Below are 15,598 nucleotides of genomic sequence, written 5' to 3'. Positions count from 1 at the left end.
AATGAAGGCTGATCGCCATTCTTACATGTGTTAACACTATTGATTGTAGAGTCTTTCGTATGTTTAAATTAAGTATATTTTAATATTCTGTGAGCAAAATAGTATTCACTATATATTTTCAAATCTGACTAAGTTTGACTGTTCTACTGCGATTTTAATTTGTTGCCGAAGCCAGATAAGCGCATGATCTGATTGTGTATTACTATGCCAATATAAATGAGTGTCAATGTCGGTCAAGGTAAATGGCATCGAATATGCTTTTAAATTTGAAACCGAAAACTGCGCAGCAATAGAGCGAGGTAACGTTAGCATCAACTTCGTATTAGTCACAATTTTCGCCGCGGTTTGATAAGTTTGACATCGGTATTTAATATGCCGATTAACCCCTTGCTGTTGTAATAGTAAATCCTCCATTACCCTCCCTGTTGGTCGACTAGATACCGCAATATGTTCAGCTAATAAGTAACTTTGTTGACTGAGTTCAGTGCTACAAGCTTTATGATGCAAGGGATCAATTAATACACAAAATGGATCAGATAACAAAGGACTGTGCATCAATGGAGCATTAACCGCTCTAGCAACATCAATGGCTAAATCAATTTCACCATTAGCAAGTTGGCGTGCAATGTGCTCTCGAGAGAGTGCGATACTGGCAATGTTAGCTTGCGGTATTAACTCAGCAACGTGATTAATGAGCGCTGGCATTATTTGGCTTTCTAATGCTTCATGAATAGCAATAGTGAATGTTTGCTCTGTAGTTAATGGGTCAAACTCACCACATTGTTGCAACACTTCTCTTATACGATTTAACGCATTAATCAACTGAGGTGCCATGCGCTGGCATGCCGCAGTAGGTTGCATTTGCTGACCTTGACGTACAAATAACGCGTCGTTTAACACTAACCGTAAGCGCTTTATGGCGTGACTCACTGCTGATGGCGTAATGAATAACGTTTTAGCCGCCGTTGTCATATTCTGTTCAAAGTACAGAGCTTCAAATATCTTGAGTAAATTTAAATCAAGTTGTTGTATTGCTTTTGTATCTGCCATATTGACCTCAAGAATAAACAACGAATGTGCTGCATAACAACAATGAACTGTATTCATCATAATCTAGCATGTTATTTCATTTCATTCACTTTCATTACTACGTTATGCTGACAACATATGGTTAACAGATCACATTAATCGTGGTTTTTTACGTTTAGGTCACAAAGGTATAAAGATGAATATTTACGCGACAGAAAAATCACAACAATATCTAGCGAAAGTGAAATCATTCATAGATGAACAAATATTGCCTATTGAAGCTGAATTACTCGCGCAAAACAGACGCATTAACCACAGCAGTGATTGGACTCAATGGCAGTTATTACCTCAAATAGAAACGTTAAAATCACAAGCAAAAGCTAAAGGGTTATGGAATCTATTTTTACCAGACGCCACTCTCGGCCAAGGTTTAACTTGTGTTGAATACGCACCATTAGCTGAAGAAATGGGACGATCAATTTTAGCTCCCGAAATTTTTAACTGCAATGCCCCCGACACAGGCAACATGGAGGTGCTCTATCATTTTGGTAATGAACAACAACAAAATCAATGGCTAAATCCGTTGCTTGCGGGAGATATTCGTTCAGTGTTTGCCATGACGGAACCAGATGTAGCGTCCTCGGATGCCACAAACATGCAGGCAACTATCATTGAAGACGGCGACGATGTCATTGTTAATGGCCGTAAATGGTGGTCTACCGGCTTAGGTCACCCAAATAGTAACGTTATGATATTTATGGGCCTATCTCATCCAGACGCACCTAAGCATCAACGCCACAGTATGGTATTAGTGCCTGTTAATACTCCAGGTGTCAACATCACCCGCATGTTAACCGCTTATGGTGACTTTGATGCCCCCTATGGTCATGGTGAAATGGAGCTCATTAATGTCCGTGTACCTAAAAGCAATGTCATTATGGGATTAGGAAAAGGATTTGAAATTGCACAAGGTCGTTTAGGACCAGGCCGAATTCACCACTGTATGCGAGCCATCGGTGCGGCTGAACGCGCTTTAGCCTTAGCAATTGAACGCGGTTTATCTCGCGTTGCCTTCGGCCAGCCCATTATTAAGCTTGGGGGAAATTTAGAGCGAATAGCTCAAGCTCGTATGAGCATTGAACAAGCACGATTATTAACCCTTAATGCCGCGTGGAAAATCGACAATCTGGGTGTAAAACATGCCATGACCGATATATCTGCTATCAAAGTGGTCGTACCCAATATGTTAACCCAAGTGGTTGATATGGCTATTCAACTTTACGGTGGTGCGGGGATGAATCATGACTCTCCATTGGCCGGTTTTGCCACAATGGCACGCAGCTTACGTTTAGCAGACGGACCAGATGAAGTGCACATGGCAATGGTGTCACGTCTTGAATTAGCTAAATACAAATAATGGTGATGGTAATGAAACCAATAAAACAACAGCAACATGTGCTCATTACCGGCGCAGCATCAGGTTTAGGCAAGGCGTTAGCTCTTAAATGGGCCAGTCAGCATGCCGAAGTCTGTGTTGCAGATATCAATCTGCAAGCTGGTGAGCAAGTATGCAATGAAATAGTAGCACTTGGTGGAAAAGCTTTTTTTGTTCCTTGCGATATCACCAAAACAGACAGTATTACCGCATTGCTGGAGACCTTACAATTACGTTGGCAACATATTGACTTATTAGTGAACAACGCCGGTGTTGCCTCCGCAGACAAAATTGATGTTGAACCTATGTTGCAATGGCGCTGGGTAATGGAGATCAACGTGTTTGGTATTGTGAATATGTGCCAGCAATTTATCCCTATTTTTAAACAACAAGGCTATGGCAGTATACTTAACGTAGCCTCGCAAGCAGGCTTAACACCTATTCCATTTATGTCGAGTTATAACGCTTCAAAAGCTGCTGTAGTGTCATTGTCAGAAACAATGCTACTTGAACTTGCTGATCATAATATTAATGTCAGCGTATTATGCCCAGGATTTTTTAAAACTAATCTCGGTAATAGTTTACGTACACAGCTTCCAACCATGGAGAAATTACTGGGTAAACTCTTTGATAAATCTCCTATTAATGCAGCACAAGTCGCCAACATTGCATATAAAGGTGAAGTAAATAAGCAATTTTTATTACTAACACACCAACAAGGCAAGCGTTTATATCTATTAAAACGTTTACTTCCGCTTCACTGGTATTTTAATTTGGTATTAAAGCAAACACTTCGATTGAGACAATTGTTAGGGGATGAGCACACTAAATGAACCAACAGTATTTAGATAAAGCAAAATCCGTTCGCACTGGTGAAGAACTTGACCCTGACGTTATTAGCGCTTGGTTAACACAGCATATTGGCGGACTTGAAGGCGATCTTAAAATAACCCAATACACTGGCGGAGCTTCTAATTGGACTTATTGTCTAACATACGACAATTGTGAACTCATATTACGTAGGGCGCCGATGGGTACAAAAGCCAAAGGCGCTCACGACATGGGCCGCGAGTATCGATTACAACAAGCACTAAAACCTGTTTATCCGTATGTACCAGCCATGCTTGCACATTGCGAAGACGAGAGCGTGTTGGGGACTGAATTTTATGTTATGGAAAAATTAAATGGCATCATTCCAAGACAAAATTTACCCAAAGGGTTAAATGTTGGTACACAACAGGCAAAAACCTTGTGCACCAATGTCATCGACTGTTTAATTGAATTGCATAAAGTGGATGTTGACGCCGCAAACCTCAATCACCTTGGTAAGGGTGAAGGTTACACCCAACGCCAAATTGATGGTTGGAGCCAACGCTATACTCAAGCTAAAACTTGGAATGTTCCATCGGGCAAAAAAGTGATGGCTTGGTTACAAACACATAAACCAACACAAGAAACAATTTGCTTAACCCATAATGATTTTCGCTTTGATAATGTGGTATTAGATCAAGATGACATCAGTACAGTGAATGGCGTACTCGATTGGGAGTTGGCAACGTTAGGTAATCCATTAATGGATTTAGGCAATACTTTGGCCTACTGGGTTGAAGCTGATGATGACTTTTTAGCACAAATGACCAGGCGCCAACCAACACACCTTGATGGTATGTTGACTCGTAAACAAGTGGTTGAATATTATTGTGACAAAATGGACATCACAATCGATGACTTTCGCTTTTATGAAGTGTTTGGTTTGTTCCGTTTAGCTGGCATTGTGCAACAAATTTATTATCGCTATCACCACAAACAAACGCGTAATCCAGCATTTAAACAATTTTGGATTTTCTCACATTACTTAATGTGGCGTTGTCATCGAACAATGAAACAACAGGGATAACCATGGCAAACATATATTTAATCCGCCATGGCCAAGCAAGCTTTGGCAGCGATAATTACGACAATTTGTCGACTCTTGGTCATAGCCAGGCTAGACATTTAGCGGAACACTTTAACCAGCGCAATATACAACCTAGCCATGTTATTTGTGGCAATATGACTCGCCACCAACAAACTCGTAATGCATGTTTAGCGGCATTATCACCTCCGTTATTACACGATTCGTTGCAAATTAGTGCAGCCTGGAATGAATTTAATCATGAAGACGTTATTGCCGTTTACCGACCGGATTTAGCTCACCCAGACACAATGAAACAATACCTTAGCCAGCAACCTTCGCCGACCAGAGCCTTTATTGAGCTTTTTAGCCAAGCAATTAAACAGTGGCAACATGCAGACAATAGCGCTCAATATAGCGAATCATGGCAACAATTTAATCAAAGGATTGCAAACGGATTAACTCAACTTATTGAACAAACCGCTGATGATGACACGGTATTTGTTTACACCTCTGGAGGCGTAATAAGTGCTGCAGTAATGCAAACATTATCGATACCTGAATCACAATTTTTCAACATTAACAAAAAATTAGTTAATTGCAGCGTCACTCAATTACACATTAAACGACAACGATTGAGTGTAATAACGTTAAACGAACATGGTTATTTTGATGGTACACAGAAACATTTATACAGTTTAATTTAACTTTCAAATGAACCACAAGTGATACTCATAACGTTATGAGTATTTAATACCTAAGAATAATAATGAGTAGATAATGAAACGGACTAATATATTAATCACTGGGGCAAGTTCTGGTTTAGGCCGCGGCATGGCAATTGAGTTTGCGAAACAAAATCATAATTTAGCCTTGTGTGCTAGACGACTAGAGCGTCTGGAAGAATTAAAACAACACTTATTGAGTATTAATCCCAATATAACCGTTCTGATTAAATCACTTGATGTAAACGATCATCCGCAAGTATTTGAAGTATTTAGCCAATTTAAGCAAGAAATGGGACAACTTGATCGAGTCATTGTCAATGCGGGTATGGGTAAAGGCGCCTCGATTGGAACAGGTTTCTTTGCTGCCAATTTACAAACAGCACAAACCAACTTTATTGCCGCTATAGCTCAATGTGAAGCGGCAATGGCTATTTTTCGTGAACAAAATAGCGGCCATTTAGTGACGATTTCATCCATTAGTGCCGTACGCGGTTTTAGACGAGCAATGACCGTTTACGCTGCCACGAAAGCAGCCCTCACCTCGCTAACTGAAGGGATTCGAATTGATGTAATGAATACACCAATTAAAGTCACTTGTGTTCATCCGGGCTTTATTCGCAGTGAAATCAATGAAAAAGTTAAAACAGTACCGTTTATAGTCGATACTGAAACAGGCTGTAAAGCCATGGTTAACGCTATACAAAAAGAGAAAGCTAATGCTTTTGTACCTAGTTATCCATGGGCATTATTACACTGGCTCTTACGAATCGCACCCATTAGCATTATTCGAAAAATGAGTTAACTTTACGATAAAGCTTTCACGGGGTAATTTACAAACAGCCGTTATTGCGAGTTATTATTCCTGACGATAACTCGCAATATAAAGTTTAGTTTTTACCTTTAATAGATTCGCTCACTATTAATGTAGAGTTTTGTTCGACGAGTAAAGCTTCAAAATCTGCAACAGAAAGTGGCTTTGCAAACAAATAACCTTGCCCAAAAGTACAGCCAGCCTTGATGAGCAACTGTTTTTGTTGTTCGGTTTCTATCCCTTCAGCGATCACACTCATTTTGAGTTTACTGGCCATCACAATAATCGCTTCACACAGTGCAGTGTCTTTATTATCTGCTGACATATTTTGCACAAACCGTTGATCGATTTTTAAGAAATCAAAATCAAAGTCTTTTAAGTATGCAAAAGAGCTGTAGCCCGTGCCAAAGTCGTCGATGGCGACGGACATCCCATGAAGGCGAACTTTATCAAGAGCCTCAACCGCTTCAAGTTGATTTTCCATTAATAAATGTTCGGTTATTTCAAGCGAAATGGCCTCACAAGGTATGCCGCGCAAGAGAAGTGAATCTGCCCAGGCGTTAATTTGTGCACCATTATTTTTATATTGCACAGGCGAAGTGTTAATACTAATGGTTAATTCAGGACAAAATCGTTTACGCCAGCTATTTACCTGTTGTGACACTTCATTAAAAATCCACTCACTTAGTTCAACAATCAAGCCTATTTCTTCAGCAACATGAATAAACTCCAAAGGCGAGATCATTCCTTTGTGAGGATGTTGCCAACGAATTAATGCTTCAGCTTTACTAATCCGCTGCGTTGATAAATTAACGATAGGTTGATAAACCATATAAAACTGCTTTTGCTCAACGGCTGTGCGTAAGTCACGCATGATTTCCATACGTTTAAGAAAATCAGTACTCATATTCTCTGTAAAATAATGGATACTATTACGGCCGCGAGATTTTGCACGATACAGAGCCTGATCTGCATTTCTGAGTAACTCTTCAATGGTTGTTGCATCATTTGGATAAAATGCCAAACCAATACTGGCTGTACAATAAACATTTTTATGTTCAATGATATAAGGCTGAGCAAGCGTGCTTAAGAGTTTTTGACCAATTTTATTAATATCGTCAGGAACCGTTGTGCCAACAAAAGCAATAATAAACTCATCACCGCCTAAGCGAGCTACAATATCATTTTTTCTAATGGTGCTTTTGATTCGTTTTGCACACTCAATTAATACAGAGTCTCCGGCGCTATGTCCTAAAGAATCATTGACGTCTTTAAAATTATCCAAATCTAACATCGCAATCACTAATTGCTTTTTATCGCGCTCTGCATTATCAACCGCATTCGTTAAATGTTCGTGTAATAAGTGTCTGTTAGGTAAATTGGTTAAATTATCAAAATTGGCTTGATGCCAAATAATGTTATCAGCGGTGTCTCGTTCAATTGCAATTCGGGTAAGGTTGACAAATTGTTCAACCAAACTGATTTCATTATCTGTAGGTTTTGATAGCCTATCAAAATATATCGCAATAGTGCCTAACACGTTGCCAAGATGACTGATAATAGGTTCAGACCAACATGACACTAAGTTAGCTTTGTCGGCTAAATGAGCTAAGGGCCGCCAATTAGGATGACTAGCTATATCCGCAACAATGATTCTTTTGCCTAGTGTGACAGATTGAGCGCAGGTACCTACCCCGTCAGCAACATTGACCACGTCGATAGCGTCATAATAAAACGATGGCAAACTGGGTGCAGCGGCTAATCTTAACTGCTTCGCTGTGTTATCTAATAATGAAATACTGCACATTGCTCGAGGCAGCTCATTTTCAATTCCTTCGACAACCGCAGACAGCACTTTGGATAATTTGCTAGAGCTGGCTATCAACTCCAAAATATTGTTACGTAGCTGACTTATTTTATCTTTTTCTGATAACTGACGGTTTTTACGCTGCATAAATAGTGAAAAAATTAGCGAGAAAATGCCTGTTACAATCAAAGATGCCAAAATAAGCGGCAAGGAAAACTCATTAAATTGCTGATAGGTTAATACTCCGGCAATTGAAATGAGTAAGGCATTGAGTAAACAAGCGATAATCGTCGGTAGTAAATAAAAACTGGCGATAATAATCGGAAACAACCAAAAAATTAAATCGCTGCCGACAATGTAAATACCAAATAAAATATTTACATGAGCAATAATGGCAAATAGCCCGCTGAATAGCTTAACCCTGCTAGTAAACCAAACACCAATAAAAATCACTGAAATGCCACAAACGGCGACAAGATCAACAAGGGTGCGTAAATAATTGTGTTCAAATACACTTTTAATCAAGAATGGCGATAAAATTAATACTGCTGCTGCCGTGACACCCAGTAATATTTTTTCTTCGATTGTACGGTTATCCCATTTTACCGTCATAGTAGATGACTGTCCTATTTACGTTTAGTCACTGGTAGTATTGAGTTAATACCATTTTTTTCACAATGTGCACTACTAAAAATCGATGGAATGAACACCAATTAAAACCATTGTAATAAGCTAACATAGAAATAAAAAAGAAAATGTATCGTGTTAACCGCTTTAAGTAAAATAACGTAAAGTAACCAAGATATACAAGCATTTCCACAAACTTAGTTGATGATATTGTGATAGAGAAAACACAGTTAAATCATGTGAAATCGAGTCTTATGTGAATCGATAACCATGCGTGTTAATAAAACGAGAAACTGACAGATTTAATTGTTTACATGTCATAGTATAATAAAAAATTGTAGTCTTATTGATTAACTGATGAGAATAACAATATATAGATCAATAACGTTCAATAAACCTGCAAAGTCAGTATTGGCAGCAATTTATTAAGCTGCGACGACTTGCCTTGCTTTACGTAAGGGATGTAAGCGGTTATGCATTACTTTAATGATGTCAAATTGGACTAACGATTTACTTTCTGAAAGCTGGCAATGCTGAGATAAAATCATCACAGTGGCAGCTTGCAAGCCATTATCAATCACCAAAGCTAAAACTTTTGAATAGCCACAGTTTAATTGAAATAACTTACCAACTTCGCAATAAACACATTCATCACTCACATCAAAAAACCAAGATTTTGGCATTTGTGATTGTAAAAGAAAGTGGGCGGCTGTGGCATTTAACGCTGTTTGCACAATACCAGCATCTGATATGTGAAGGACTCTAGGAAGGATGTCGAGCATCTTGATATAAAATTTAGCGTGTTCAATGCTGAATTCAGCTGCACTAAGTGCGTCTGGAATTAATAGTTTTGACTTATATGGGGTTAAGAACTCCATCTCGGAACCCAATGAAATACTCAGCTGCTTGCAAGTCTCATTGTATTCCCAATGCCAGTCCTTGTTTGGCATTAATAACATGGCTGTCTGCACCTAAATTAAAATGAACACCAGTGCATAATAGATGAATTTTCACGCAATATCAAAATTTAATTATAAAATATAACATATGTATCATAGTGTTAGCGCGATCGAACGATCTACAATTCGATCGCGGCATGATTTTTGATCAATAACTTAGCCATTTAGCTGCTATTTTACACAATAGGCGTTAACGATCTGATCGATTAATTTTGGGCCTTGGTAAATAAAACCAGAGTATATCTGCACCATGGTTGAGCCTGCGTCGAATTTGGCAAGCGCATCAGCGGCACTATTGATCCCGCCAACACCAATGATCGGGATCTTACCTTGTAAACAGATCGATAATTGTTTGATCACTTGAGTAGATAAGTCAGTCAAAGGTTTACCGCTTAAACCGCCCATCTCCTCAGAATGTAACAATCCTGTCACTGCATCACGACTTAAGGTGGTATTAGTTGCGATAACACCGTCAAATTGATTAGCTATTAATGAGTCTGCAATCGCTTGAATTTCATCTGCCGTTAAATCGGGTGCAATTTTTAACGCGATAGGTACATATTTACCGTATTTTTCGGCTAATTGCGTTTGTTTAGCTTTAATTGAACTGAGCAAATCATCTAACAACTCACCATATTGCATCGCACGTAAACCGGGAGTATTGGGAGAAGAGATATTAACGGCAATGTAGCTAGCATATTGATATACTTTTTCCATGCAAATAAGGTAATCATCTTTACCCTGCTCTACTGGCGTGTCTTTATTTTTACCAATATTGACTCCCACCATAATATCAGATTTTTTTGCGATGAGATTACGGACTAAGTTATCAACACCTTTATTGTTAAAGCCCATGCGGTTAATAATACCTTGAGCGGGCTTTAATCTAAATAATCGTGGCAGGTCATTACCCGGCTGCGGGCGTGGGGTAACGGTACCCACTTCAATGTGACCAAATCCCATCGCATGAAATGCATCCATAGACTCACCGTCTTTATCCATTCCAGCGGCTAACCCTACCGGATTTGGAAAAGTAAGCCCCATACAGGTAACGGGTGCAGACTTAACCTGTTGGCGATAAAAACAATTTAACGGTGTATTTCCCGTCATTCTCAAACTGCCGATAGCCACATTATGGGCTAACTCTGGGTCCATCTGAAACATGACTTTTTGTGCGATTTTGTAAAACATGGTTTCTCCTAGACCTAAAAAAAGCCCCGGCAATCGCCAGGGCTTGTTTACATTATAAAACTACTTCTGACCTTCGCAATGTAAAATCAGTAAGTTCAGTTCTCTTAGGGCGACTGAGAACTTAGCAAATTCATGTGTTTGTGAAACCTTAAAGTCTGAAAGCATGTGATACCATCTTTCAAGCAGTGGCTTGTTTAATGTCATCCATTCATTAATTACACTATCAGCATCACAGGTATCAGTACAGGTACGTAATACTGCAGAACTTAACGCACGTTGTTGCCAATCTAGCTCTTCTCTAAATGCAGCTCGCGCAAGCGCTTGCCAGTGGTTTGCAACAGGTTGAGCGCTTATTTGTTCTAAGAACCAATGTAGTTCAACTTTTGCACCCAATTTAAAGTAGGTTTCAGAAACTAACTCAAGAGTCTTATTCTCAAGTTGAGCTATTTGCGCAATGTCTAACGCAGAAAATAACGTGCTCATTTTTGCCACAACCTGTGCGACAGATTTAGGAACATTCTGGTTAGTAAGCGCAGTGATTTCAGCAGAAATAGCTTTCACTTCTGCAGCAATCATATATTGGTCAACGTTGGCTTTAAGTTGTTCAAATACAGGCTTAAAGAAGGCAACTGTTTGCACAATATCCTGAGCACGATTGCGATGACGAATAAACCAACGACAGGCACGGCGCATATTACGACGTAGCTGATGCAGCATTTCACCTTGTACATGAGCAGGAATAACGCCATTTAAGTCTGTAATTGATGTTGTTAATTCATCAAGACCAAACACTTCACGAGCCATAGTATAACAAATAGCCGCTTCAGCAACTGTTGCACCCGTCTCATCTTGCATACGTTGTACAAAATTAAATCCCATATCGTTAACTAATTCATTGGCTAACGACGTGGCAATGATTTCGCCGCGAAGTGGATGAGCAGTCATTCTGTCAGCATATTTCGCTTGTAACTTCTTAGGGAAATAAGCCACTAATAGTTTACTTAAAAATGCATCTTCAGTGATTTCAGGCGTCACTAATTGCTCTTTCAGCACCATCTTAGCGTAAGCCACTAATACAGACAGTTCAGGACGCGTTAATGCCCGACCGTTAGCTAAACGTTCAGCGAGATCATCATCGGTTGGTAAAAACTCAAGAGCACGATCAAGTTTACCGTCTTTTTCAAGGTACTGAATAAAACGGATTTGCTCTTTAAGTTGTGATACACCATGCACTTGAGTCACTGAAATAGTGCGAGTTTGGTCTTTACAGTCTTGAATAACAATGTCGCTGACTTCGTCAGTCATTTCTTCCAGTAAACGGTTACGTTGTTTAACCGTTAATTCACCTTCTGCAACCAGGGTATTTAAGAAAATCTTAATGTTAACTTCATTGTCTGAGCAGTCAACGCCACCAACGTTATCAACGAAGTCAGTGTTCATGCGGCCACCATTAGCACAGTATTCTATACGGCCTAATTGTGTACAACCTAAGTTACCACCTTCACCAATGATTTTAGCGCGAACTTCTTTACCGTTAACTCGTAATACGTCATTTGCTCGGTCGCCAACTTCTGCATTGGTTTCTTTACTCGACTTAACATAGGTACCGATACCACCGTTCCAAATCAGATCTACTGGCATTTTCAGTAGTTCTTTCATCAGTTCCGTTGGGTTCATGCTATCTTTGTCAGTGTCTAACATCTGTTTGATTTCAGGGGTCAATTTAATTGACTTAGCCGAGCGTAGGAATATTCCGCCGCCTTTAGAAATCAATTTCGCGTTGTAGTCTTCCCAGCTTGAACGGGGTAAGGCGAACAATCGTTGACGTTCAGCATAGCTTTCTGCAATTTTTGGCGTCGGGTCAATAAAGATGTGCATATGGTTAAATGCAGCGACCAATTGAGTCTGCTCAGACAGCAACATACCGTTACCAAACACATCACCAGCCATGTCACCAATAGCGACACAGGTAAATGGTGTAGTTTGACAATCTACGCCAATTTCACGGAAATGACGTTTAACAGATTCCCATGCACCGCGGGCAGTGATCCCCATCTTTTTATGGTCATAACCGTTACTGCCGCCTGATGCAAACGCATCACCGAGCCAGAAGTTATATTCAATCGCAATGGCGTTAGCAATATCAGAGAAGGTTGCAGTCCCTTTGTCTGCTGCGACAACTAGATACGCGTCATCTTCATCGTGGCGAACGACATCAACAGGAGGAACCACCTCACCATTTATAATGTTGTCAGAAATATCTAACAATGCACGGATGAAGATACGGTAACACTCTTGCCCCTCAGTAAAGATCGCCTCGCGGCCACCTTCTGTCGGCAATTGCTTACATACAAAGCCACCTTTTGCACCTACAGGCACAATAACGGTATTTTTCACTTGTTGTGCTTTCACAAGGCCCAATACTTCAGTACGGAAGTCTTCACGACGATCTGACCAACGTAAACCACCACGAGCTACTTTACCGCCGCGTAAATGGACACCTTCTACACGAGGTGAATAAACGAAGATTTCAAACTTAGGCAATGGCTTAGGCATTTCAGGAATTAAGCCAGGTGCAAACTTAAATGAAATGTAATCTTTCGCTACACCATTTGCAGCAGTTTGATAGAAGTTTGTACGTAATGTGGCGTTAATTAAATCTAAGTAACGGCGAATAATACGGTCATCATCTAGACTAGATACGTCATCAAGCTGGATATTGATTTGTTCTAGGAACTTACTCAAAGTACGCGTTTTTAGCTTTGGATTAAATTTACGGATAAACATTTTCACCAGTAAATCAGCTAACTTTGGATAACGACTGAAAGTTTCTTCAATATATGACTGACTAAACGTCGCATCGATTTGACGCATGTACTTGGCGTAAGCGCGTAAAATTGATACTTCACGACCACTTAATCCAGTAGACAACACCATGCGGTTAAAGCCATCATCTTCAAGTTTCTTTTGCCACACTTGTAACAGCGCAGTTTGGAAACGATCTTGACTGTCGGCAAGATTCTCTGTGGCAGCACCTTGTACTGTCATCAAGAAGTCCAAAATCCAGAACGTTGCACCATCATTTGTTTTCACTTCATAAGGGCGTTCATTAATAACGCGTAGACCAAAGTTTTCCAGCATTGGTAATACGTCAGATAAATGAATAGGCTCGTCTTTATGGAATAATTTTAAGCGAACTTTGTTGTCGTTTAACGCTGACTCTTGTGGCTGATAAAACAACATACCTAACTTATGGTCGTCATCTAATGCTTCTAAGTGTTGCATGTCGACTACAGCAGAGCTTGGCAAAACATCATCTTTATAGCTCGGCGGGAACGCATTTAAATAGCGTTTAGTTAATCCAGTACCTGCTTGCTCGCCAAGGGCATTATTTAATGCCGTGTGTAATTTATCATCCCATGAGCGAGCTGCTTCGATAAGATTTCTTTCAATCGCGGCCACATCAACATCCATATCGTTATTATCAACTTTGATAATATAATGAGTTCGAGCCAAAGTAGACTCAGAGAAATACGTGGTGAACTCAACATCTTCATTACTTTTGAAGTGTTGTGCCAAAATACGTTGCGTGTCTTGGCGTAGCTTAGTGTTGTAACGGTCTTTAGATACATAAACTAAGCACGATAAGAAACGACCAAAACCGTCTTTGCGAACAAATAACTTAAGCTTATCTCGATCTTGCATTTCTAATACGCCATGGGCCATATTAGAGAGTTCATGATCCTTAGCTTGGATTAGCTCGTCACGAGGTAAGTTCTCAAGAATGTTCATTAGCGCTTTATAATCGTGTGAGCGCGGTGTTAACCCTGAATTGTCAAGGATACGTTGAACTTTCTCACCCAGTAATGGGATCTCACGAGGGCTGCGGTTATAAAGGTTAGATGCATAAAGACCAATAAAGCGATCTTCACCAATAACGTTGCCCTTTTTATCAAAACGCTTAACGCCAACGTAGTCAACATAAGCAGGTCTGTGTACACGGCTTTTGGCGGAACTCTTAGTCAATACCAATAAGGTTTCATCTAAGGCTTCTTTACGCGCTGAGTCAGACAAGGTTGACAGTAAAAGACCTCGCTCACTGTGAGATGCTTTAGAGCGATTCATTAAACCAAGGCTTGAGTCTAGATCAGGCACAAGCTCCACATCGCCTTCTACCCGTTTTAAATCATAATAACGATAGCCAAGCAAAGTAAAATGATGATTGTTTAAGTAATTTAAAAAATCAATCGACTCTTGTAACTCTGCCTTGTCACCAGGAAATGGGCGCGAAGGTAATTGTTTAATTGTGTCAGTTAATTTATCTGTCATTAACTGCCAGTCATTCACTGACGCTGAAACATCTGCAAGTACCGACTGTATTTCTTTTTCTATAATTTTAATGTCGGCATCGCTGTTTTGCTTATCTATCTCAATTAAAAATACCGCCACACTACCACTGTCTTCGGCTGCGTCGTTTAAAAATGACACATCTGTGACATTGTTTTGCTCGCGGATCACGGCCAATGGCGTATGTAGCATCACATGAGCAGTAATACCCATGCGATTTAGCGCCATTGTTAATGAGTCAACCAAGAAAGGCATATCAGATTGAATAACTTCGATAACGGTATGGGTTGACTGCCAGCCATGTTTTGCTTGGCTTGGATTAAACACTCGGATATGGGTCTTATCTGTTGATGTTTTATTAAGGGCATTCCATAAACTCACAGCTGCACCATATAAATCACTGTCATTACGCGCATTGAGATCGTCTTTTGACATATGGGCGTAGAGGCAATTAGCAAATTGCTCCACTTGTTTTGCTTGAGAATTAGGGATTTTTGTGTGAATTAAATTGACTACATTTTCAAGTAGTACAGAAGGCATTGCATCTTTCAAGGCCATGTTGCAGATTCCTTAAGCGTCTATGGCAGCGCTCTTATCATTATATGGATGCTTCGGCTTGTTGATTCGGTCTGTCCGAGTCATTTGTATTTATCACGTAAACTACTGTTTTGCGTTTTACAAAAGAAACTCATGTCTGAGATCTGGTGCAAAGTTTATTACTTAATTGCTGCTATATCGAGGAAAATTTTAGTGGTACATCCTCTATAAAT

At 39.8% G+C, this 15,598-nt stretch carries 10 protein-coding genes; 5 read left to right on the top strand and 5 right to left on the bottom strand.

Annotation, left to right across the window (positions count from 1 at the left end; translation table 11 throughout):
* Nucleotides 1-108 precede the first annotated feature (108 nt).
* Nucleotides 109-1,050, bottom strand: coding sequence for a LysR family transcriptional regulator (locus tag IEY40_RS01110; RefSeq protein ID WP_188952533.1), 942 nt, complete (start codon nt 1,048-1,050; stop codon nt 109-111).
* A 175-nt stretch (nt 1,051-1,225) separates the two neighbouring features.
* Between IEY40_RS01110 and IEY40_RS01105 the strand changes: the two genes are divergently transcribed.
* The 5 genes from IEY40_RS01105 to IEY40_RS01085 all read left to right on the top strand — a co-directional run bounded on the left by IEY40_RS01105 (nt 1,226) and on the right by IEY40_RS01085 (nt 5,888).
* Nucleotides 1,226-2,446, top strand: coding sequence for an acyl-CoA dehydrogenase family protein (locus tag IEY40_RS01105; RefSeq protein WP_188952531.1), 1,221 nt, complete (start codon nt 1,226-1,228; stop codon nt 2,444-2,446).
* Nucleotides 2,447-2,457: 11 nt separating this feature from the next.
* Nucleotides 2,458-3,297, top strand: a complete 840-nt coding sequence (locus IEY40_RS01100) for an SDR family oxidoreductase (RefSeq protein ID WP_188952528.1) — start codon at nt 2,458-2,460, stop codon at nt 3,295-3,297.
* Nucleotides 3,294-4,361 (top strand): phosphotransferase family protein, encoded by a 1,068-nt coding sequence (locus IEY40_RS01095; RefSeq protein WP_188952526.1) that lies wholly within the window; start codon nt 3,294-3,296, stop codon nt 4,359-4,361. The genes IEY40_RS01100 and IEY40_RS01095 overlap by 4 nt, the downstream gene beginning before the upstream one ends.
* A 2-nt stretch (nt 4,362-4,363) precedes the next feature.
* Nucleotides 4,364-5,065 (top strand): histidine phosphatase family protein, encoded by a 702-nt coding sequence (locus tag IEY40_RS01090; RefSeq protein ID WP_188952524.1) that lies wholly within the window; start codon nt 4,364-4,366, stop codon nt 5,063-5,065.
* 73 nt (nt 5,066-5,138) lie between these two features.
* Complete coding sequence (locus IEY40_RS01085; RefSeq protein ID WP_188952522.1) at nt 5,139-5,888, top strand: SDR family oxidoreductase; 750 nt, start codon at nt 5,139-5,141, stop codon at nt 5,886-5,888.
* 85 nt (nt 5,889-5,973) lie between these two features.
* Here IEY40_RS01085 and IEY40_RS01080 read toward each other — a convergent pair whose 3' ends face one another.
* The 4 genes from IEY40_RS01080 to IEY40_RS01065 all read right to left on the bottom strand — a co-directional run bounded on the left by IEY40_RS01080 (nt 5,974) and on the right by IEY40_RS01065 (nt 15,386).
* Nucleotides 5,974-8,316 (bottom strand): putative bifunctional diguanylate cyclase/phosphodiesterase, encoded by a 2,343-nt coding sequence (locus IEY40_RS01080; RefSeq protein ID WP_229776969.1) that lies wholly within the window; start codon nt 8,314-8,316, stop codon nt 5,974-5,976.
* Nucleotides 8,317-8,756: 440 nt separating this feature from the next.
* Nucleotides 8,757-9,290: a cell division protein ZapC gene (locus IEY40_RS01075; protein WP_188952520.1), complete on the bottom strand. Its 534-nt coding sequence runs from the start codon at nt 9,288-9,290 to the stop codon at nt 8,757-8,759.
* A gap of 171 nt (nt 9,291-9,461) precedes the next feature.
* Complete coding sequence (gene pyrD / locus IEY40_RS01070; protein WP_188952518.1) at nt 9,462-10,481, bottom strand: quinone-dependent dihydroorotate dehydrogenase; 1,020 nt, start codon at nt 10,479-10,481, stop codon at nt 9,462-9,464.
* Nucleotides 10,482-10,541: 60 nt separating this feature from the next.
* Nucleotides 10,542-15,386, bottom strand: a complete 4,845-nt coding sequence (locus IEY40_RS01065; RefSeq protein WP_188952516.1) for an NAD-glutamate dehydrogenase — start codon at nt 15,384-15,386, stop codon at nt 10,542-10,544.
* Between the last annotated feature and the right edge of the window lie 212 nt (nt 15,387-15,598).

This window comes from Shewanella ulleungensis (assembly GCF_014648315.1).
GTDB lineage: Bacteria > Pseudomonadota > Gammaproteobacteria > Enterobacterales > Shewanellaceae > Shewanella > Shewanella ulleungensis.
The sequence above is the reverse complement of the archived record's forward strand: the minus strand, read 5'-3'. Positions and strand labels throughout refer to the sequence as shown.

Excerpts from the sequence above, each read along its gene's own strand:
- IEY40_RS01110 (WP_188952533.1), bottom strand. The coding sequence starts at position 1,050 with ATGGCAGATACAAAAGCAATACAACAACTTGATTTAAATTTACTCAAG.
- IEY40_RS01105 (WP_188952531.1), top strand. The coding sequence starts at position 1,226 with ATGAATATTTACGCGACAGAAAAATCACAACAATATCTAGCGAAAGTG.
- IEY40_RS01100 (WP_188952528.1), top strand. The coding sequence starts at position 2,458 with ATGAAACCAATAAAACAACAGCAACATGTGCTCATTACCGGCGCAGCA.
- IEY40_RS01095 (WP_188952526.1), top strand. The coding sequence starts at position 3,294 with ATGAACCAACAGTATTTAGATAAAGCAAAATCCGTTCGCACTGGTGAA.
- IEY40_RS01090 (WP_188952524.1), top strand. The coding sequence starts at position 4,364 with ATGGCAAACATATATTTAATCCGCCATGGCCAAGCAAGCTTTGGCAGC.
- IEY40_RS01085 (WP_188952522.1), top strand. The coding sequence starts at position 5,139 with ATGAAACGGACTAATATATTAATCACTGGGGCAAGTTCTGGTTTAGGC.
- IEY40_RS01080 (WP_229776969.1), bottom strand. The coding sequence starts at position 8,316 with ATGACGGTAAAATGGGATAACCGTACAATCGAAGAAAAAATATTACTG.
- IEY40_RS01075 (WP_188952520.1), bottom strand. The coding sequence starts at position 9,290 with ATGTTATTAATGCCAAACAAGGACTGGCATTGGGAATACAATGAGACT.
- pyrD (WP_188952518.1), bottom strand. The coding sequence starts at position 10,481 with ATGTTTTACAAAATCGCACAAAAAGTCATGTTTCAGATGGACCCAGAG.
- IEY40_RS01065 (WP_188952516.1), bottom strand. The coding sequence starts at position 15,386 with ATGGCCTTGAAAGATGCAATGCCTTCTGTACTACTTGAAAATGTAGTC.